Below are 19,000 nucleotides of genomic sequence, written 5' to 3' on the forward strand. Positions count from 1 at the left end.
CATCTGTTTCTTCACAACCAGGCTGTTCGAGGAGGAACGATTGCCATGACCCACCAAAAGACCAAGACCCTGAAGACCGCCGCGCTCGCACTCGGCATGTCGCTGGCGATGTCCGCCGCCTTCGCCCAGTACGCCGGCCCGAGCAGCGTGCCGACGATGACGGTCAAGCAACTGCTGGACACCGGCAAGGACGACCAGCACGCCACGCTGCGCGGCTTCATCGTCTCGCACGACGGCGGCGAGCACTACACCTTCGCCGACGACACCGGCCGCATGAAGGTGGAGATCGATGCCAAGCACTTCCCGCCCGGCGTGAAGATCGACGACAAAGTGCGCGTCGAGATCTCGGGCGAGTTCGACAAGGACCTCGTCGGCAAGGCCGAGCTGGACGTCAAGCGGCTGAGCCTGGCGCGCTGACCTCTGCCGCGGCGGCAGCGGGGGCTTCTTCCACCGCCGCCTTCTTGCCCTTCTTCCGCAGCGCCAGCTCGATCTGCTCGAGCACGGCCTCCGGCGCGTGCAGCCAGTCCTTGGCCAGCACCTGCACCACCTGCCAGCCGAACGCATCGAGCACGCGCGGACGCGAGACGTAGCGCTCCAGCACGTTGCGGTTCTCGTAGTGCGTCGCGGTGTCCACGAGGATGCCCAGCGCATAGTGCCCGGCCTCCGGCGCACGCAGCGCGAGGTCGCAGCGAAAACGCGACTGGCCCACCTGTTCATCGACCGCATGGCCGCGCGCACGCAACGCGGCCGCGAGCTGCGCCGTCACTTCGTCGGCGCGCGCATGGGGCGCGCTGCTGCCGCGCGTGAGCGGGTTCATGCCCTCGAGCACGCGCCGCGCGGTCGCCGAATCGCCGCGCGACAGGCACTCCGCATAACGCAGGAACTGCTTGAGCGCCGCGGCGCCTTCGTTGTGGTCGTTGGTGATGGCTTCGTGGCGGATCGTGGAGACCACGGCCATGTGGTGCCGCGCGCGGCTGAAGATCACGTTGAGCCGCTTCTCGCCGCCGCGCTGGTTGATCGGGCCGAAGTTCATCAGCATGCGGCCCTCGGGGTTCGGGCCGTAGCAGATGCTCAGGATGATGATGTCGCGCTCGTCGCCCTGCACGTTCTCCAGGTTCTTGATGAAGAGGCCGCAGAACTGGTCGTCTTCCTCGCGCACGTACTCGGCTTCCAGCCGCGCGGCGAAGTCGCTGTCGATGGCGCCCAGCGCGTCGAGCTCGGCCTCGATCTCGGTCTGCTGCGCTTCCGAGAACGCGACGATGCCCAGGCTGCGCCCGGTCTCGCGCTTGAGCAGTTCGCGCACCAGCTGCGCGATGTGGCGCGCCTCGCCGTCGTTGATGCGGTTCTCGTACACCGCATCGGTCACGCGGTGGAAGCTGATGGCGCGCGAGAGCAGGGCGTCGACGTTCGCGGCCACCGAGGCGTCGGTCGGGTTGCGCGACTGCACGAGGATCTCTTCACGCGCATCCGAAGGCAGGCTCCGGTCCGGAATGGTGAAGAGGTTGCCCGCATAGAAGGCCGCGTTCGAAAAGCCGATCAGCGACTCGTAGCGGCTGCGGTAGTGCCAGGCGAGCAGCGTGGCCGGCAGGTTGCGCGCGCCCTGGTTCAGCAGGCTGTCGGCATCGAGCACCACGGCGATGCGGTCGCCTTCGTCTTCGTCTTCGACGGAGACGGTATCGTCCTCGGGGTCGCGGCCCGAGGAGAAGAAGCTCGTCGGCGGCAGCTGCATCTCGTCGCCCACCACGATGATCTGCGGCGCGCGGTAGAGCGCGGGCACGGCTTCTTCCACCGGAATCTGGCTCGCCTCGTCGAAGATCACCACGTCGAAGAGGTCGGCCGCGAGCGGCAGCGTGTCGGACACCGAGAGCGGGCTCATGAGCCAGATCGGCTTCATGTCGCGCACCACCTGCCCGGTCTCGCCCGAGGCGAGTTCGCGGATCGCCTTGTAGCGCATGGTCTTGCCGAACTCGTGCTCGAGCTCGCGCCGGCCGGCGTTGTAGCTTTTCTTGAAGAGCTTGCCAGCAGCGTCGAGCTGGCTCGCGGGGAGGGCGCTGGTGCGCACGTGCGCCCGAAAGCGCTCGCGCACCGCGGCGGCGAGCGTGCGGGCATTGCGGTCGAGCAGCTTGCGCTCTCCCTCGGCCAGGCGCTGCGCATGGCGCGCGAGCGCGGCGCTGTCGAAGCGCGGCAGCCAGCGCTCGGTGCGGTAGACGCGCTCCAGGCCTTCGCGCGCGACGGCGTATTCGATGGCTTCGGGTGCGAGCGGCAATGTGCGCAGCGCCTTGGCCAGGGCCGGGTCGGCATCGGCCAGTTCCTGCAGGTGGGGCAGCACGCTCGGCAGGGTGTCGGTCTGCTCGCGCAGCGTGCGGGCCAGCGCTTCGAGCGCGGCCAGCGGCTGCGCCGCGGGGTCGTCCAGCAGGTCGCGCCACAGGGCATCGAGCGCGTCGGTGCGCTCGCCGAGCGCGGCCAGCCGTTCGACGTTGCGGCTCGCGCCGGGCTCGGTGCGCAGGTGCGCGTGGAAGGCCGCGCGCACGCCGGTGCCGGCGGCATCGCCGCGGCGCAGGGCATCGAGCTGCTGCACGAAATCGTCGGGGTCGGCGCAGCCGTAGGTGGCCTCGATCTGCGCGGCCTGCTTGGCGACGGCTGCGCGGGCCGTGTGCTCGGCCAGCAGTTCTTCGAGCACCTGGCTGGGCTGCGGGCGGACGGCGTGCTTGGCGAAGTCGTAGCGGCGCTTGAGTTCGCCCGACAGGCGCCACCACGAGGGCTGGAGCCAGCGCAGCAGCGAGCCCTGCTGCGCCTTGGCCTGGGCGAGGCCGGCTTCGGTGTCGCCCGGCGAGAACCTGTCGCGCCAGTGGTTCGTGCGCTCGAGGGCCTCCTTGAGCACCTGCTGCAGCGCACGGCGCTGCGCCATCGCCTCGCCAAACGCGAGGCTCGTGGGGTGCGCGATGTCGAGCAGCGAGAGATGCCCGCGCGCGGCCAGTGCGGCCACGCGGCGCGCATCGGCCACAACGGCCAGCGCATCGCCCCAGAGCGTGGGCGCATCGCCCAGCGGCGGCCAGGCGTCGGTCAATGCATCGCGGTGCGGGCCGGTCTGTTCCGCCGCGCGGTCGCTGAGTTCGACCAGCCGCGCCAACGGCCGCTCCTGCCGCAGCAACGCGGGTGCGAGTTGCGCGAACGCATGCGCCGAGAGGTAGGGCACGTCGAGGCTTTCTGTGACGGCGAGGTGCAGGCGCGCGACCAGGTCTTCATGCCGGCGCCATGCCGCGAAGGCCGGCAATGCTTCGGATTGCAGTGGCGTGAGTGCCGGGTCGTGCGGCTTGAGCGCGATCAGCCGCGCCATCAGCGTGCGCACTGCCACGGCCAGGTGCTCGGGCGTCTCGCGCATCGCGGCGTCGAAGCGTTCGAGCGCCTTCAGGTCCGCGTCCATCATGTCCACGAGCTGCGTGCGCTCGCGGGTCTCGGCCCCCAGTTCCTCGGGCGCCGCGAGCCAGTGCTCGTAGGTCTTCTTGAGGTTCTGCACGAAGGCCTTCTTGTCGCCCTGCGAGTCGTGGATCATGCAGCACAGCTCGTCCAGCCCCTGCTGCCGCAGGCGATGGAACACCACGTCGATGGCGGCGCGCTTCTCGCAGACGAACAGCACGCGCTGCCCGCGTCCCACGTAGTCGGCGATGAGGTTGGTGATGGTCTGCGACTTCCCCGTGCCGGGCGGGCCCTGGATGATGTAGCTGGTGCCGGTGCGCGCGAGCGCGACGGCGGCGGTTTGCGTGGCATCGGCCTGCACCACGGGCCACTGGTCGGCCAGCGGCAGCGCGGCGGGCGTCTGGGCATCGACCTGGCGCGGCTGCAGCGAGAACACGCGGTCGAAGGCGTCGCTCGCGATCTCGGTTTCGCTCAGCGCCGAGTAGTCGCGCACCAGCGACATCTTGCGGTGGTTGAAGTTGCCGAGCGTGACCGAGGTGAGGTCCACGTCCCACTGGTAGGGGTTGCCGCTGCTCTCGTGCAGCGAGTAGGTCTTCTGTTCGGTCTGCGCGGCGGTGGACGCCATCTGCGGCGCGCGCGGCAAGGGGCGCGCGCCGACCGCATCGCGCAGCGACAGCGGAACCGGCCGCACCTTGGCGTGAAAGAGCTGCAGCCCGAGCGGGCGGAAGTCGTCCTTCGCATAGCTGAAGTCCTGCGCCGCCACGGGCTGCGCGCCGGGGTGGCGCACGCGGGCGCGCCGCTTGAACTGTTCGAGCCGCTGGCGCGCGCGCTGGTGGATCAGTTCGATCTCGGGCTGCTTGACCAGCCGCAGCTGCACGCCGGGCTCGGTCGCCGCGATCTGCGCGGCCAGCTGGGCGTGGAACTGCTCGATGGTGGTCTCGCGCAGGTCGATGCTCTCGGGCAGCACGATGCCGTAGAGCTGGCGCAGGTGGTGCCTGAGCGTCGGATTCACCTGCGCCTCACTGGAAGCGGCTTCGAGCAGGTACTGGTCCTTCACGCCCTTCTTGCGCGTGAGCTCGACGGGCAGCATCAGGAGCGGTGAGGCGATGCGCTCGGCCCGCTCGGCCTCTCCCTCTTTCAGGTTGTGCCAGCGCAGGAACGCGATCACCAGCGAGAGCTGCGAGAAGCCGTATTCGGAGCGGTCGCGCCGCGCCTCCTGCAGGATGCGGTCGAGCGCGCCCGGGAGGTACGGCTGGTCCTCGAAGCGCAGCCAGCGCGCGAGCGGCACCGGGTCGCAGCTGGCGATGTCGCTCGCGAAGCGGCCGTCCCACAGGCACAGCTGGTCGACGCGGATGTTCTTGATGTCGACCACCAGCGGCACGCTCGCCACCGTGAGGTTCACATGCGTCTGGCTCGGCTTGAAATGCAGGAGGCGGTTGCGGCGCGAGAGGTCGAAGAGGCGGTCGCGCAGGTGCACGCGGATCGCCTGGCGGCGCTGGCCCGCGCCGTCTTTCGCGGGCGCGATGCGGTCCAGGCCCAGGTCCAGCGGCTGGTCGCGGTAGGTCTCCAGGCGTCGGATCACCGAGGGCAGGTCGCGCGCGCGCTCGTGGCGGTCCAGCGCGGTCATCTCGCCGATCACCGCGCCAACCACGGGGTGCAGGCGGCGGTTGAGCGCGAAGAGATTGCCGCGGTTCGCGACGAAGCGGCTGAGCTCTTCGCTGTCGGTGAAGTCCAGGCCGCACGAGAGGCTGGCGAGCACCTGGCCGAGGCAGAGGATGTCGGTCAGCGCATCGTGGTGCGCGAATCGCAGTTCCCACGCGGTGTAGCCGGGCAGGTAGACGGGGCGCGTCGGCAATGCATCGGGCGCGGCGTCGGCCATGAGCGCGAGGTTCTCGACCGAGACGCCTTCGTCGGCATCGAGCGTCACGCGGTGCTCGCCGACCACGCGCAGCACGGAGGCGGCGGGCGCTTCGAGCGGCGCGATGGCTTCGCGGTTCTGGCGCGGGTCGGCGCCTTCGGGCTGGGCCAGCACGAGGGCGGGCGTGTCGTCGACGCGGTAGGCGAAGGCGGTGCCGAGCGCGGCGACCTTGCCTTGCTCGTGCAGGGCGGACACTTCGCGCAGCAGCGGCAGCACGAGGCTGAGCACATCGTCGGTCTGCAGGCCGCCGTGGGCGTCGGCGGTGTCCAGCAGTTGCAGAAGAGGGGCGACGGTGGCGTTCATGCGGAGGCGCCTTGCAGGTGTTGGGCGGCCGCCTTTTCGAGCAGCGTGGCAGCGTCGCGCTTCACGCGGGTGAGGCTGCGCTTGGGAAAGCGCATGTCCTTGACCACGCGCTCTTCGAGTTGCGTGGTGCAGCCCATCGCTTCGGCGAGACCGAGCGCGGCGGCGAGCGTGACGTCGTCCAGGTCGGGGTCGGCCGCGACGAAATCGACCAGCACGCTGGCCAGGTAGTCGTGCACGCCGGCCGGCACCGGCGCAGGTGGCGGCATGGGCGCCGAGGGCGGCGCGAAGTTCGGGAAGAAGCGGCGTGCGTGGGCCAGCAGCGGTTCGGACTGCAGGAACGGGCGCTGCAGCAACTGGGCGATGGTCTCGCGCGTCAGCGCATCGGCGCGCTGTTGGCCGAGCAGGTCGAGCGTGGCGATGTCCAGCGGGCCTTCGAGCGCGCCGGCCAGCCATTCGTCGGCCTCGGGCTGGCGCTCGGTCCACAAGCGCAGCGCCCGCGCCCGCACGAACACCTCGGGGTGGCTGGTGCCGCGCGTCTGGAGTTCGGGCGCGGCGCAGATCTCGTCGGCCTGCCGCAGATAGCTCGCCGCGTTGACCTGGTTCAGGCCCGTCTGCACCTTGACCAGCGCGGTCACCGCGGGTTCGAGCGCTTCGCAGGCGATGCAGGCGCCGCGGTCGGCGAAGGCCTCGGTGTAGAGGCCGTAGCGCCGCGCCGCATGCAGGTGGCTCGCGTCGGCGCGCGAATCGGCCGCCGCGGCCTGCAGGATGCGGTCGACCACGTGGTACTTGCCGCCGTCGCGCTCCCACAGCAGGTAGTGCGCCAACTCGTGGCCGAGCACGGCCTGCAACTCCGCGCCCTGCAGGCGCTCCATGAGCGGGCCCGAGAGCACGATGTGCGCCTCGCCCGGAAGGAAGAAGAGCGTGGCGTTCATCGTGCCGTCGCCCGCCTGGTAGAGCGCGACGCGCGCCGTGATGCCCAGGCGCTGCACCGCCGCGCTGCAATGCGCGTGCAGCTCGGGGTGGGCGTCGGCATCGAGCCGGTACGAGTTGCGCAGCAGGTCGGCGCGCACGGCCGCGGCATGCTCTTCGCGCGCCTCGGCGGAGGCGGCCCAGTGCCAGACCTCTGGCTCGTTCGCCTGCAAATGGGCGGCCAGGGCCTGCTGGTAGGGGAGCGGGGTCAGGTCGTCGAGGCGAACGGCGGGAGCGGCAGGAGGGGTTGCGACCATGTCAGGAGCGCCAGGCAATGAATTGCTGACGATCCTAAACGAGCGGGGTGGCCCCCATGAGCCATCAATGCCCCATCAGTGCGCCATCGACGCCACCGGCAGGTCGGGCAGCACGTTCAGGATGCGCAGCGTCTGCTGCACCACCTGGCTGAACACGGGCGCCGCGACCAGGCCGCCGAAGTACTTGCCCGCGCCGGGCTCGTCGATCATCACCGCGACGATGATGCGGGGCTTGTCGATCGGCGACATGCCGGTGTACCAGGCGCGGTACTTGTTGCTCGCATAGCCCTTGCCGACCTGCTTGTGCGCGGTGCCGGTCTTGCCGCCCACCGAGTAGCCCTCGGTCTGCGCGAGCGGCGCGGTGCCGCCGGGCGCGGCGGCCAGGTGCATCATCTTGCGCACCTCGCTCGCGACCTGCGGCGAGAACACCTGCACGCCGGGCGGATCGGTGTCGGTGCTTTTGAGGAGGCCCACCGGAATGACCTCGCCGTTGTGCGCGAAGGCCGTGTAGGCGTGCGCGATCTGGAACAGCGACGCCGACAGGCCGTAGCCGTACGACATGGTGGCCTGCTCGATCGGCCGCCACGACTTCCAGGGCCGAAGGCGCCCGGTCACCGCGCCGGGGAAGGGCGTCTGCGGCTTCTGGCCGAGGCCCAGCGAGGTGAACGAGTTCCACATCTCCTGCGCCGTCATGCGCTGCGAGATCTTGGTGGCGCCCACGTTGCTCGATTTCTGGATCACGCCCTGAACGGTGAGCACGCCGAAGTTCTCGTCGTCGTGGATGGTGGCGCCGGTCACGGTGACGCGGCCCGGGTTGGTGTCGATGATGGTCTGCGGCGTCACGCGGCCCAGCTGCAGCGCGGTGGCGATGGTGATCGGCTTCATCGTGGAGCCCGGCTCGAACACGTCGGTCATCGCGCGGTTGCGCAGCTGCTCGCCGGTGAGATTGCGGCGGTCGTTCGGGTCGTAGCTCGGGTAGTTGGCCATGGCGAGCAGCTCGCCCGTCTGGGCATCGACCACCACCACGCTGCCCGCCCGCGCCTTGTTGGCAACCACCGCGTCGCGGATCTTCTCGTACGCGGTGAACTGCACGCGGTCGTCGATGCTCAGCTGGATGTCGTGGCCGTCGGTCGGCGGCACCTGGTCTTCGGTGTCCTCCACGATGTGGCCCAGGCGATCCTTGATCACGTGGCGCGAGCCCGCCTTGCCGGCCAGCTCGCTGTTGAAGGCGAGCTCCACGCCTTCCTGCCCGATGTCCTCGACGTTGGTGAAGCCGGCCAGGTGCGCGGCCGCCTCGCCTTCGGGGTACTGGCGCCGGTAGTCGCGGCGCAGGTACAGGCCCTTGATGCCGAGATCGGTGATCTGCTTGCCGACGGCGGTGTCGACCTGGCGCTTGATCCAGACGAAGCTCTTGTCCTCGTCCTCGAGCTTCTTGTCGAACTCCTTCTGCGGCATGCCGAGCAGCCTGGCGGCCTGCTTCAACTTGGCCTGCACGGCGGGGTCGTCGCGCTCGATGTCCTCGGGAATGGCCCAGATGCTGGGCGCCGGGATGTCGGAGGCGAGGATCAGCCCGTTGCGGTCGAGGATGCGCCCGCGGTTCGCGGGCAGCTCCAGCGTGCGCTGGTAGCGCACCTCGCCCTGGTGCTGGAAGAAGTCGTGGTTGAAGACCTGTACGTAGGCGGCCCGGCCGGCCAGCAGCACGAAGCCGAAGGCGATGCTGGCCACGATGAACTTGCTGCGCCAGACGGGGGTGGGACTTGCGAGGAGCGGACTGCTGCCGTAGCGGATTCGGCCATTGGGATTCATGCGTCCCGATTATCGAGTTCCGGGTGACGTGTCCGTCACCCGGAAGGCCCTCGTTTTCTTAGCTGCGCGTTAGATGCGCGCTGAACCGAATCTACTTGGGACGCAGCGTCACGATGAGTGACGGAAAAATGCGCCCGTCGATGTCGCGCGGCACTTTTTCGGTCTTGTGCAGGCCGCGTTCGGCGGCTTCGTCCCAGGCCGGCAAACCGCTCGATCGGGTGAGCTTCACGCCGACGATGGTGCCGTCGGGCGCGAGGTTCACTGCGAACTCGGCGGCGGGGTTGCCGTCCACGGTGCTGTTGTCGAAGGTGATGTTGGGCCTGACCGCCGCGGCGATGCGCCCGGCATAGCCGCTCGATGGGCCCGAGGAGCGCAGCGCATTGCCCTTGGCGTCGTCGGCACCGCTCGCGCCCGCAAGACCTTGCATGCGCTTGAGCGTCGCCGCGCGATCGGCCGCGGCCTGCTTGGCGGCAGCCTCGGCCTTCTTGGCTTCGACCTGCTTGGCGTCGGCTTCCTGCTGCTTTTTCTGGTCGGCGAGCTTTTGCTGCTGTTCCTTCTTGCGCTGGGCCTCGTCCTCGGCGCGCTGTTTGGCTTCGAGCTCTTTCTTCTTTTGCTGTTGCTGCTGCTCGAGCTCGCGCTCTTTCTGTTCCTTCTGCTCCTTGAGCTTCTTCTCGCGCTCCAGGGCGATGTCAGGGGCCTTGGGGGCGGGCGCGGGCTCGGGGGCCTTTGCGGCAGGAGGCGGTGGCGGCGTGGGCGCAGGCGGGGGCGGCGCGGGAGCGGGCGTCGGCGCCTCCGGTGCGGACAGGCGCGGCGCGGCCTGTTGCACCGTGGACGACCACAGCTCCGCATCGACGGCGCCTTCGTCGGCGTCGCTGCGCCAGCGCACGCCCCACGTCAGCGCCGCGATCAGCAACGCATGCGCGATGAGGGCGAGCACCACGGCGCGCGGCGTGCCGCGTTGCGGCGGGGGCGCGAACTCGGGGCGATCCAGTGCGAGCGACATGCCTTATTTGCCGCCCGTGGTCGTGACCGACAGCCCCACGCGCTCGATGCCGCTGCGCTTGAGCTGGTTCATCGCCTTCACGACGGTTTCGTACTTCACCGTCTTGTCGGCGCTGATGACCACCGGGCGCTCGGCGTCGCCGCCCTGGGCCTGCTTGGCGGCCGCGCCGATCTGCGTCATGGGAATCGACGTGCCGCCGGTGCCGGTGGACGGGTCCTTCTTGATCTGCACTTCGTCGTCGCTCTTGATGACGATCTCGATCGGCTTGTTGGGCTGCTTGTTGGCGCGATCGACCGAAGGCAGGTTGATCACGCTGGGCGTGATGAGCGGCGCGGTGACCATGAAGATGATCAGGAGCACCAGCATCACGTCGATGAACGGGACCATGTTGATCTCGTTGATCGTGCGGCGTCCTCGGCCCCGGGATGAAACGGCGGGCATGCGCTGCTATCCGTTCAACGGTTGGCCGGAGCCACCGTGGTGGCTGCTGCGGCGGCGCCCGGGTTGGCCGAGAGGTTGCGCTGCAGGATGTTGGAGAACTCCTCGATGTAGGTCTCCAGGGCGATGGCGATCTTGTCGATCTCGCGGGCGAAGCGGTTGTAGCCGACCACCGCGGGAATCGCCGCGAAAAGGCCGATGGCCGTGGCCACCAGCGCTTCGGCGATGCCGGGCGCCACGGTGGCGAGCGTCACCTGCGCCAAGGCGGCCAGGCCCGTGAACGCATGCATGATCCCCCAGACCGTGCCGAAGAGGCCCACGTAGGGCGAGACCGAGCCGACGGTGGCCAGGAACGAGAGGTTCTGCTCGGCCGCGTCCAGCTCGCGCTGGAAGCTCGCGCGCATCGCGCGGCGGGCGCCGTCCAGCAGCGTGGCGGGATCGCTCACGTGGCGCTCGCGCAGCTTCTGATATTCGCGCATGCCGGAGGCGAAGATGCGCTCCATGGGGCCCGCGAACTTGGCGTTCTGCGCGGCCGAGGCGAACAGCTCGTTCAGGCTGGTGCCCGACCAGAACTCGCGCTCGAAGTCGTCGTTCAGGGCGCGCATGCGCCGCAGCGCGAAGTACTTGCGGATGATCGCGGCCCAGCTGGCGATCGAGACGATCACGAGCAGCAGCACGACCAGTTGCACCACGAAACTGGCGTGGAGCAGGAGGTTGATGATGGAAAGATCTTGGTTCATGGCTTGAAAGGTTGAGTCATGGAGCCGCCGTAGTGCTCGAGGGTTCCCGAAACCTGGGGCGGTATGCGTGTGGGGCGCAATGTGGCGGCATCCACCCACCCGATGCGGATCGTGCCTTCGCACAGCAAGACCGGTTCCGGGGCACCGGTTCGCTCTTGCTCTGTTTTTGATAGCACTTGCTGTCTGATTATCAATGACGCGGTGCCCAATTGTTGGACATCGGCGGTCACCAGCAGTTCGTCGTCCAGGCGCGAGGGCCGATGGTATTTGAGCTGCGTTTCGCTCACCACGAACTGGCCGCCGGTTTCTTCGCGCAGCTTGCGCTGCGCGATGCCCAGGGAGCGCAGCCACTCGGTGCGCCCGCGCTCCATGAACTTCAGGTAGTTGGCGTAGAACACGATGCCGCCGGCGTCGGTGTCTTCCCAATAGACGCGGATCGGGAACGCGTAGCTCACCGGCACGCCTCCGTGCGTTGCCCTCTGGCGCGAGCTGGCTTGGGGCGGCGCGGCGCGGCGCTCATGAAGCCCGGTTCTCGGCCATCGCCCGCAGGCGCTCGACCGATTCCTTCAGGTGTTCCATCGAGCTCGCGGTGGAGAAGCGCACGAACTTCGCCGTCTCGGCCGTGCCGAAGTCGCGCCCTGGCGTGACGGCGACATGGGCGCGCTTCATGGTCTCGAAGGCGAAGTCCCAGCTGCCCGAGATGCCGAGCTTCTCGGCAAAGCTTGTGCAGTCGGCCCACGCATAGAAGGCGCCGTCGGGCACCACAGGCACGTTCAGGCCCAGGGCGTTCAATTGCGGAATGAACCAGTCGCGGCGCGCCTTGAATTCGGCGCGGCGGCGTTCGTACTCGGCGATGCTCTCGGCCTCGAAGCAGGCGAGCGCGGCGTACTGCGACACCGTGCTCGCGCAGATGAAGAGGTTCTGCGCCAGCCGCTCGACCACCGGCACCAGCACCTCGGGCACCACCAGCCAGCCCAGGCGCCAGCCGGTCATGTTGAAGTACTTGCTGAAGCTGTTGATGCTGATGACGTTGTCGTCGATCGCCAGCGCCGTCTGCCCGAAGGCGTCGTCGTAAGAGAGGCCCAGGTAGATTTCGTCGATCAGCGTGATGCCGCCGCGCTGCGAGACCACCTCGTGGATGCGGCGCAGTTCGTCGGGCGCGATCGAGGTGCCGGTCGGGTTGGACGGCGAGGCGAGCAGCACGCCGCGGGTCTTGTCGGTCCAGGCGGCCTCGACCTTGGCGGCGGTGAGCTGGAAGCGCTCCTCGGCCGTCGTCGGGATGAGCACCGCCTTGCCGTCCGCAGCGCTCACGAAGTGGCGGTTGCAGGGATAGCTCGGGTCGGGCAGCAGGATCTCGTCGCCCGATTCGATCAGCGCGAGGCAGGCCAGCTGCAAGGCGGCCGAGGCGCCGGCCGTCACCACGATGCGGCGAGCGGGCACGTCGACGTCGAAGCGCTCGCGGTACCAGCCGCTGATGCGTTCGCGCAGGTGGTCCAGGCCCGTGGCCTGCGTGTACTGCGTGGCGCCGGCGCGCACGGCGCGAAGGGCGGCTTCCTGCACCAGCGGGGGCGCGGTGAAATCGGGCTCGCCGATGTTCAGGAAGATCATCGGCCGGTCGGTGTGCGCCACTTCGCGCGCCAACGCACCCGCAGCCTTCGCCACCTCCATCACATAGAAGGGCTCGATGCGCTCCGCGCGCGTCGAGATCCTCATGCCTTCGCCTTGCCGGAAGCGCGGTCGGCTTCCACCTCGAGCGGCCGGAATTGCGGCGCCAGGCCGTTGAGCACGGCGTTCACGTACTTGTGGCCGTCGGTGCCGCCGAATTCCTTGGCGAGCTCGATGCATTCGTTGAGCACCACGCGCCACGGCACGTCGGGGCAGTTCTGGAATTCGTACACGCCGATCCACATCACGGCGTGCTCGATCGGCGAGATCTCCTCGAACTTGCGGTCCAGCAGCGGACGGATCAGCGCGTCGAGCTGCTCGGCGTTGTCGATGGAGCCGTGCAGCAGCGCGTCGTAGTGCGCGGCGTCGGCCTTGTGAAAGCCCGCCAGGTCGCGCGTGAAGTGGTCGATGTCGGTCGGGTCGTTGCGGCCCACCAGGTGCTGGTAGAGCGCCTGCAGCGCGAACTCGCGCGCGCGGCTGCGGTTGGACTTGGCCGAAGCCTTGCGTGCGCCGGTGCTGGTGAGGCCCGTGCGCGACTGGCGGGGCTTGGCGCCGCCTGCCTTGGTGGTGTCTTCGGTCATGAAAGGGTGGCCAGCAGTTGCGCCATTTCGACGGCGACCTGGGCTGCATCGCGGCCCTTGTCGGTCTGCCGCGCAACGGCCTGCTCGAGGTTTTCGGTGGTGAGGATCGCGTTGGCGATGGGAAGGCGGTAATCGAGCGCGATGCGGCTCACGCTCGCGCCCGATTCGTTGGCCACCAGTTCGAAGTGGTAGGTCTCGCCGCGGATGATGCAGCCCAGCGCGACCAGCGCGTGGTAGCCGCCGCGCTCGGCCAGCGCCTGCAGCGCCACGGGCACTTCGAGGGCGCCGGGCACCTTCACATGATGGATGTCGGCCGCGGCCACGCCGAGCGATTCGAGCTCGGCCAGGCAGGCAGATGCCAGTGCGTCGGTGATGTCGGCGTTGAAGCGCGCCTGCACGATGCCGATGCGCAGGCCCTTGCCGTTGAGCGCCGTCTGGCCCTTGTTTGAACCTTGCATGGTCTTTCAGTCTTTCGTGAGGTAGCCGGCAATCTCCAGGCCGTAGCCTGCGGCCATGCTCGGCATGCGACGTGGCGTGCCCAGCAGGTTCATCTTGTGCACGCCGCATTCGCGCAGGATCTGCGCGCCGATGCCGTAGCTGCGCAGGTCCATGCGGCCGCGCTCGGGCGCTTGTGCGGGGCGCGCGGTGCCGTCGAATTGCGCGAGCAGCTCGCCCGCGGTCTCGCCGCAGTTCAGCAGCACGGCCACGCCCTTGCCCTCGGTCGCGATGTGCGAGAGGCTGGCGTCCAGGCTCCACGAATGCAGCGAGCGGTTGATCTCCAGCGCGTCGAGCACCGAGAGCGGCTCGTGCACGCGCACCGAGACCGTGTCCTCGGGCGTCCAGGTGCCGCGCACCAGTGCCAGGTGCACGCCGCGGCTGGGCTTGTCGGTGAAGGCGTGGGCGGTGAAGGCGCCCCAGGCGGTTTGAATCTCGCGGCAGCCGACCTTCTCGACCAGCGATTCGGTGCGGCTTCGGTGCTCGATGAGCGCGGCGATGGTGCCGATCTTGATGCCGTGCTCGGCCGCGAAGATCTGCAGGTCTGGCAGGCGCGCCATCGTGCCGTCCTCATTCATCACCTCGCAGATCACCGAGGCGGGCGAGCAGCCGGCCATGGCGGCCAGGTCGCAGCCGGCTTCGGTATGGCCGGCGCGCATCAGCACGCCGCCATCCACCGCCTGCAGCGGGAAGATGTGGCCGGGCTGCACCAGGTCGGCCGCCACGGCGTTGGGCGCGACGGCCGCCTGCACGGTGCGGGCGCGGTCGGCCGCCGAGATGCCGGTGGTGACGCCTTCGGCCGCCTCGATGGAGACGGTGAAGGCGGTCGAATGCTTGGCGCCGTTGCGCTGGACCATCGGCGGCAGTTGCAGCCGCTCGCACATCTCGCGCGAGAGCGTCAGGCAGATGAGGCCGCGTGCATGGCGCGCCATGAAATTGATGGATTCGGCCGTGATGTGGTCGGCCGCGATGACGATGTCGCCTTCGTTCTCGCGGTCTTCCTCGTCCACCAGGATGACCATGCGGCCCGCGGCCAGCTCGGCCACGATTTCTTCGACCGAGGCGATCGGGGCGGGGGCGCGCACGGCGCTGGGGGCGGCGCCGATGGGCGTGACGGAGGCGTTCATTCGGCGGTGTCCTTGGAATACGTAGCGGTCTGCGGGACCAGGACGCCGGCCTGGAGCATCCGCTCCACGTAGCGCGCCACGGTATCGATTTCGAGATTGACCTTCGAGCCGGCTTTCAAGCCGCCGAGGGAGGTGTTGTCCACGGTGTGCGGGATCAGGTTGATGCTGACCTCGGCGCCGTCTTCGATGTCCTTCACGCTGTTGACCGTGAGGCTCACGCCGTTGATGGTGATCGAGCCCTTGTAGGCCAGGAAGCGGGCCAGCGCCGGCGGTGCGACCACGCGCAGCTCCCAGCTCTCGCCGACCGGCTCGAAGAAGCTCACCGTGCCGATGCCGTCCACATGGCCCGAGACGATGTGGCCGCCCAGGCGGTCGCTCGCGCGCAGGGCCTTCTCGAGGTTGATGCGGCTGCCCTCGTCGGTCAGGCCCGCAGTCTTGTCGAGGGATTCGGCGGAGATATCGATGGTGAACAACTGCTGCTCGGGGGCGAGCGTGGTGACGGTCATGCAGGCGCCGTTCAGCGCGATGCTGTCGCCCAGCCCGACGTCGTCGAGATAGCCGTCAGGCACCGCAATGCTGAGTCTTTTGCCGTAGGAGGAGGAGGTGCCGAGGTCGTGGATGGCGGCGATGCGCCCCACGCCGGTGATGATTCCGGTGAACATTCGCACATTTTCGCAGAGAACGGGGGGCCGTTCGGGGCAAACGCTAGAACCCGTCCCTTCCCGCCACCCGGGCCACGATGCGCAGGTCGGGGCCGAGCATGTCCACGGACTTGAATTCCAGGGGCAGAACGCCCGCCAGCGAGGTGAGCGGGCCGTCCGCATGGAGGTGGCTCGCGATGTCCAGGCCGGGGCCGATCAGCTTGGGGGCCATGTACACCAGCAGCTCGTCGACGCAGCCTTCGCGCAGCAGCGAGCCGTTGAGCTTGTGGCCCGACTCGACATGCAATTCGTTGACGCCGCGCGCCGCCAGGTCCTTCAGCATCGCGCCCAGATCGACCTTGCCGTCGGCGTTCGCCAGGCAGGTGATGGTGGCGCCGCGGGCCTCGAGCGCGGCGGCCTTGGCTTCGTCCCGCACGGCCGCATAGATCCAGATGGGACGGCCTGCTATGAATATGTGAGCGTCGGGCGGCGTCTGGAGGCGGCTGTCGACCACCACGAGATGCGGCTGGCGCGGCGTCTCGACCAGGCGCACATCCAGGCGCGGGTTGTCTTCGAGCACGGTGCCCACGCCCGTGAGCACGGCGCTCGCGCGGGCGCGCCAGGCATGGCCGTCGGCGCGCGCGGCTTCGGCGGTAATCCACTGGCTCACGCCGTTTTCGAGGCCCGTCTTGCCGTCGAGCGAAGCCGCCACCTTGAGCCGCACCCACGGCGTCGTGCGCACCATGCGGCTGAAGAAGCCGATGTTGAGTTCGCGCGATTCGGCGGCGCCCGGGCCGACTTCGACCTCGACGCCCGCCGCGCGCAAGCGCTCGAAGCCCTGGCCCGCGACCAGCGGGTTCGGATCGGCCAGCGAGGCCACGACCCGCCCGATGCCGGCTGCAATCAACGCATCGCAGCAGGGGCCCGTGCGGCCATGGTGCGAGCAGGGCTCCAGCGTGACGTAGGCCGTCGTGCCTTCGACCGAATGACCCCGCGCCGCCGCATCGCGCAGCGCCATCACCTCCGCATGCGGACCACCGGCCTTCTGCGTGTGCCCCTGGCCCAGCACGCGCCCTTCGGCATCGCACAGCACGCAGCCGACGCGCGGGTTCGGATCGGTCAGCAGCAGCGCATCGGCAGCGAGGCGCAATGCCGTCGCGATGTGCTGCGCATCTTGTTCGTGTGAGGACATGGGATGAGATGAACGGAAAAATTTAACACCGGTGCGTTTCGATCATACGAGCGGCATCCCGATGGGGATGAACGGTGCGCGTGCCGTCGCAAGCGGCCTCTACGCTCGAAGTTCGATGGCGGGAATAAAGAAGCAACACAAGTTGCAGCAGATCAGGGAGGACATCGAACATGGCTTCAAAGAAGCATCGGGCCGCGGGCTTTTCGCTCGTGGAGGTATTGGTTTCCATCGTCGTGCTGAGCGTGGGACTGCTCGGCATGGTCGGCATGCTGCTGGCGTCGGTGCGCACCGGCAATGAGACGGCCACGTTCACGGCGGCGCTCAACCTGGCGCGCGAGTTGTCGGAGAAGGCGCGCATGAACAAGGGCGTGGCCGCGCGCAACGATGCGGCCAATGCGTACCTTGTCGAGGACTGGCGGGAAGGTGCTGCACCGGATGCAGCCTCCGTCGGCAGTGCCTGCGTGGCGTCCGGCGCGGCCTGCAGCGCGGCCGACCTCGCGCTATGGGACATGGGCGAGTGGAAGCGCCGCATCGCCAAGGCCCTGCCCGATGCGCGCCTGAGCGTGTGCTTCGACGAGGCGCCCTGGAATGCGGCGGCGGACGAATACACATGGGCGTGCAGCAAGACGGGCCACACCTTGGTCGTGAAGCTCGGCTGGACGCCTCGCACGATGCGAAGCGCGAAGGTGCAGCCGGCGGCGCCGCCGCGTCTGGTGATGCAACTGGTCGCGGGGCAGGCACACGATGGCCAGGCCGGTTCCTGATCCCATGGGCCACGCACGTCAGCGCGGCGTGACGCTGGTCGAGCTGCTGGTCGCCATGGCCATCGCGCTGGTCGTCGTTCTCGCGGCCACGGCCGCGTTCATCGGCAGCCAGCGGTTGTTCACGGTCGACGCCGACGCGCAGGCCGTGGAAGAGTCGCTGAGGTTCGCGGGCTTCGTCGTGCGGACCGTCGCGCGGCAGGCCGGCTATGCCGACTATGCGCCGGACTACCAGAGCCCCGACGGTGCGGCAACAGCCGCAAGCGGCACGAACATGCCGGCACCGTCGAACGACCCGATGGACCTCGACATCGTGGGCGCGAGCGATACGCGCGTCAGCGGCGTCGGCGACAGCTACGGCGCGCACGGCACCCGCGGTGTCAACGCAAGCGATTCCCTGCGGGTCCGCTTTTTCGGCCGCAGCCGTCCGGGCGGCGATGGCACCGACCCCGACGGCGCAATGATCGATTGCATGGGTTTCGCCCAGCCCGGGCCCTCGGCGGACAAGCCGGTGTCCGCCGACCGCGCCTGGAGCTTCTTCTACGTCGCCGAAGCCGCGGACAAGGAACCCGAGCTCTATTGCAAATACCGCGCTTCGAAGAATGGCCCGTTCCAGGCGCAGCCCTTGGCGCGCGGCATCGAGGTGTTCAAGGTCGTCTACGGTCACGACGCCGATGGCGACGGCGTTCCCGAGCAGTGGCTGGACGCCTCCCAGCTCGAGGCCATGGCCGCGTCGGAAGACAAGGTCGCCGACGAATGGCGCAAGGTCGTCGGGCTGCGCATCGGCATGGTGGCGCGCAGCGCGCGCCCCCGAGGTGCTGCCCAGGAGGCGGAGGAGGTGCTCTATCCGCTGGGAACCGATTTCTCCGAGCTGAGTTTCAGGCCGCCAGCGGACGGCAGGCTGCGTCGCGTTGCGACCTTCACGGTCATGCTGCGCAATCCGATGAAGGGACGCGCGCCATGAGCCCGCGCTGTCGTTCACCGCAGCGGGGCTTCTCGTTGATCGTCGTGCTGCTGATTCTTGTCGTGGCCACCGTGCTGGGCGTCGGTGCGGCGCAGGTCTCGCTGGTCAACGAACGCAGCGCCCGCAACGACCGCGACACCGAGGTGGCGTTCCAGGCCGCCGAAGCCGCCCTCATCGACGCCGAAACCGATGTGCTCGGCCCCAACGACGACACGCGGCAGCGGCTCTGTCTTTTCAATCGCCAGGACGTGACTGGCTTCTTCGAAGGATGCGGCGGCGCCGGCAAGCAGCAGGGGCTGTGCGCACCCGCCGAACCGGGCACCGATCCGGCGTGGATGTCCGTCGACCTTTCAACCGACAGCGGGCGGTCCGTTGCTTACGGCACCTTCACCGGGCAGACCTACTTCAGCGGCGACGCCGCCACGGGAATGCGAGCGGGCGCGTTGCCTTCCCGGGCACCGCGCTACATCGTGGAAGCCGTTCGCAACCGCGGCGGTTGGCAGGCCAATGCGCTGCAGAGCGCGAGCGCCCAGGACGCCAGCTACCTCTTTCGCGTCACCGCCATCGGCTACGGCATGCGCGACGAGACGCAGGTCGTGCTGCAGACCAATTTGTACAAACCGGCGGTCAGTCCTGGCTGCCTTCCTCAAGACTGAACCTGCATGCGCTCTCTTCGATTTTGCGCGGCGCTGGCCTGCGCCGTCTCTTGCGCCCACGCCGCGA

The 19,000-nt window shown here is 68.8% G+C and carries 17 protein-coding genes; 4 read left to right on the forward strand and 13 right to left on the reverse strand.

All coding sequences use genetic code 11. From position 1 onward, the window contains the following. The first annotated feature begins 45 nt into the window (after nt 1-45). Nucleotides 46-417: a YgiW/YdeI family stress tolerance OB fold protein gene (locus tag ACZYRS_RS15350; protein ID WP_198787407.1), complete on the forward strand. Its 372-nt coding sequence runs from the start codon at nt 46-48 to the stop codon at nt 415-417. Here the strand turns inward: ACZYRS_RS15350 and ACZYRS_RS15355 are convergent. From ACZYRS_RS15355 to ribD, 13 genes are all read right to left on the reverse strand, one after another. Beyond that, on the reverse strand, nt 392-5,638 hold the full coding sequence (locus ACZYRS_RS15355) for an AAA domain-containing protein (RefSeq protein ID WP_463419942.1): 5,247 nt from the start codon (nt 5,636-5,638) through the stop codon (nt 392-394). The genes ACZYRS_RS15350 and ACZYRS_RS15355 overlap by 26 nt on opposite strands. After that, nucleotides 5,635-6,864 (reverse strand): SprT-like domain-containing protein, encoded by a 1,230-nt coding sequence (locus ACZYRS_RS15360; RefSeq protein ID WP_463419943.1) that lies wholly within the window; start codon nt 6,862-6,864, stop codon nt 5,635-5,637. Before ACZYRS_RS15360 ends, ACZYRS_RS15355 begins: the two co-directional genes overlap by 4 nt. Before the next feature lie 75 nt (nt 6,865-6,939). Further along, nucleotides 6,940-8,670 (reverse strand): peptidoglycan D,D-transpeptidase FtsI family protein, encoded by a 1,731-nt coding sequence (locus tag ACZYRS_RS15365; RefSeq protein ID WP_463419944.1) that lies wholly within the window; start codon nt 8,668-8,670, stop codon nt 6,940-6,942. Between the two features lie 91 nt (nt 8,671-8,761). After that, a complete protein-coding gene (tolA, locus tag ACZYRS_RS15370) occupies nt 8,762-9,673 on the reverse strand; it encodes a cell envelope integrity protein TolA (protein ID WP_463419945.1) in 912 nt (303 codons plus the stop codon). 3 nt (nt 9,674-9,676) lie between these two features. After that, nucleotides 9,677-10,114, reverse strand: coding sequence for an ExbD/TolR family protein (locus tag ACZYRS_RS15375; protein WP_463419946.1), 438 nt, complete (start codon nt 10,112-10,114; stop codon nt 9,677-9,679). 14 nt (nt 10,115-10,128) lie between these two features. Then, on the reverse strand, nt 10,129-10,851 hold the full coding sequence (gene tolQ, locus ACZYRS_RS15380; RefSeq protein WP_093433360.1) for a protein TolQ: 723 nt from the start codon (nt 10,849-10,851) through the stop codon (nt 10,129-10,131). Next, entirely contained in the window at nt 10,848-11,306 is a 459-nt protein-coding gene (gene ybgC, locus ACZYRS_RS15385; RefSeq protein ID WP_463419947.1) for a tol-pal system-associated acyl-CoA thioesterase, read from the reverse strand. Before ybgC ends, tolQ begins: the two co-directional genes overlap by 4 nt. A gap of 61 nt (nt 11,307-11,367) precedes the next feature. Next, nucleotides 11,368-12,564, reverse strand: coding sequence for a pyridoxal phosphate-dependent aminotransferase (locus ACZYRS_RS15390; RefSeq protein WP_463419948.1), 1,197 nt, complete (start codon nt 12,562-12,564; stop codon nt 11,368-11,370). Next, nucleotides 12,561-13,097, reverse strand: a complete 537-nt coding sequence (nusB, locus tag ACZYRS_RS15395; protein WP_042580121.1) for a transcription antitermination factor NusB — start codon at nt 13,095-13,097, stop codon at nt 12,561-12,563. The genes ACZYRS_RS15390 and nusB overlap by 4 nt, the downstream gene beginning before the upstream one ends. Further along, entirely contained in the window at nt 13,094-13,555 is a 462-nt protein-coding gene (gene ribH, locus ACZYRS_RS15400; RefSeq protein ID WP_198787413.1) for a 6,7-dimethyl-8-ribityllumazine synthase, read from the reverse strand. Before ribH ends, nusB begins: the two co-directional genes overlap by 4 nt. Before the next feature lie 6 nt (nt 13,556-13,561). Continuing rightward, the gene (ribBA, locus tag ACZYRS_RS15405; RefSeq protein WP_463419949.1) at nt 13,562-14,719 is read right to left on the reverse strand and encodes a bifunctional 3,4-dihydroxy-2-butanone-4-phosphate synthase/GTP cyclohydrolase II; all 1,158 of its coding nucleotides are present in this window, start codon (nt 14,717-14,719) and stop codon (nt 13,562-13,564) included. Continuing rightward, complete coding sequence (locus tag ACZYRS_RS15410; RefSeq protein WP_463419950.1) at nt 14,716-15,381, reverse strand: riboflavin synthase; 666 nt, start codon at nt 15,379-15,381, stop codon at nt 14,716-14,718. Before ACZYRS_RS15410 ends, ribBA begins: the two co-directional genes overlap by 4 nt. 43 nt (nt 15,382-15,424) lie before the next feature. After that, on the reverse strand, nt 15,425-16,552 hold the full coding sequence (gene ribD / locus ACZYRS_RS15415) for a bifunctional diaminohydroxyphosphoribosylaminopyrimidine deaminase/5-amino-6-(5-phosphoribosylamino)uracil reductase RibD (RefSeq protein WP_463419951.1): 1,128 nt from the start codon (nt 16,550-16,552) through the stop codon (nt 15,425-15,427). A gap of 170 nt (nt 16,553-16,722) precedes the next feature. On the opposite strand from ribD, the gene pilV reads away from it, so the two are divergent. Genes pilV through ACZYRS_RS15430 form a run of 3 tightly spaced genes read left to right on the forward strand, consistent with a single transcriptional unit; the run spans nt 16,723 to nt 18,933 of the window. After that, nucleotides 16,723-17,316 (forward strand): type IV pilus modification protein PilV, encoded by a 594-nt coding sequence (pilV, locus tag ACZYRS_RS15420; protein ID WP_463419952.1) that lies wholly within the window; start codon nt 16,723-16,725, stop codon nt 17,314-17,316. Between the two features lie 4 nt (nt 17,317-17,320). Continuing rightward, complete coding sequence (locus ACZYRS_RS15425) at nt 17,321-18,277, forward strand: PilW family protein (protein WP_463419953.1); 957 nt, start codon at nt 17,321-17,323, stop codon at nt 18,275-18,277. Continuing rightward, on the forward strand, nt 18,274-18,933 hold the full coding sequence (locus ACZYRS_RS15430) for a pilus assembly PilX family protein (RefSeq protein ID WP_463419954.1): 660 nt from the start codon (nt 18,274-18,276) through the stop codon (nt 18,931-18,933). Before ACZYRS_RS15425 ends, ACZYRS_RS15430 begins: the two co-directional genes overlap by 4 nt. The last annotated feature ends 67 nt before the right edge of the window (nt 18,934-19,000 follow it).

It is taken from the genome of Variovorax sp. AC194 (genome assembly GCF_979257995.1).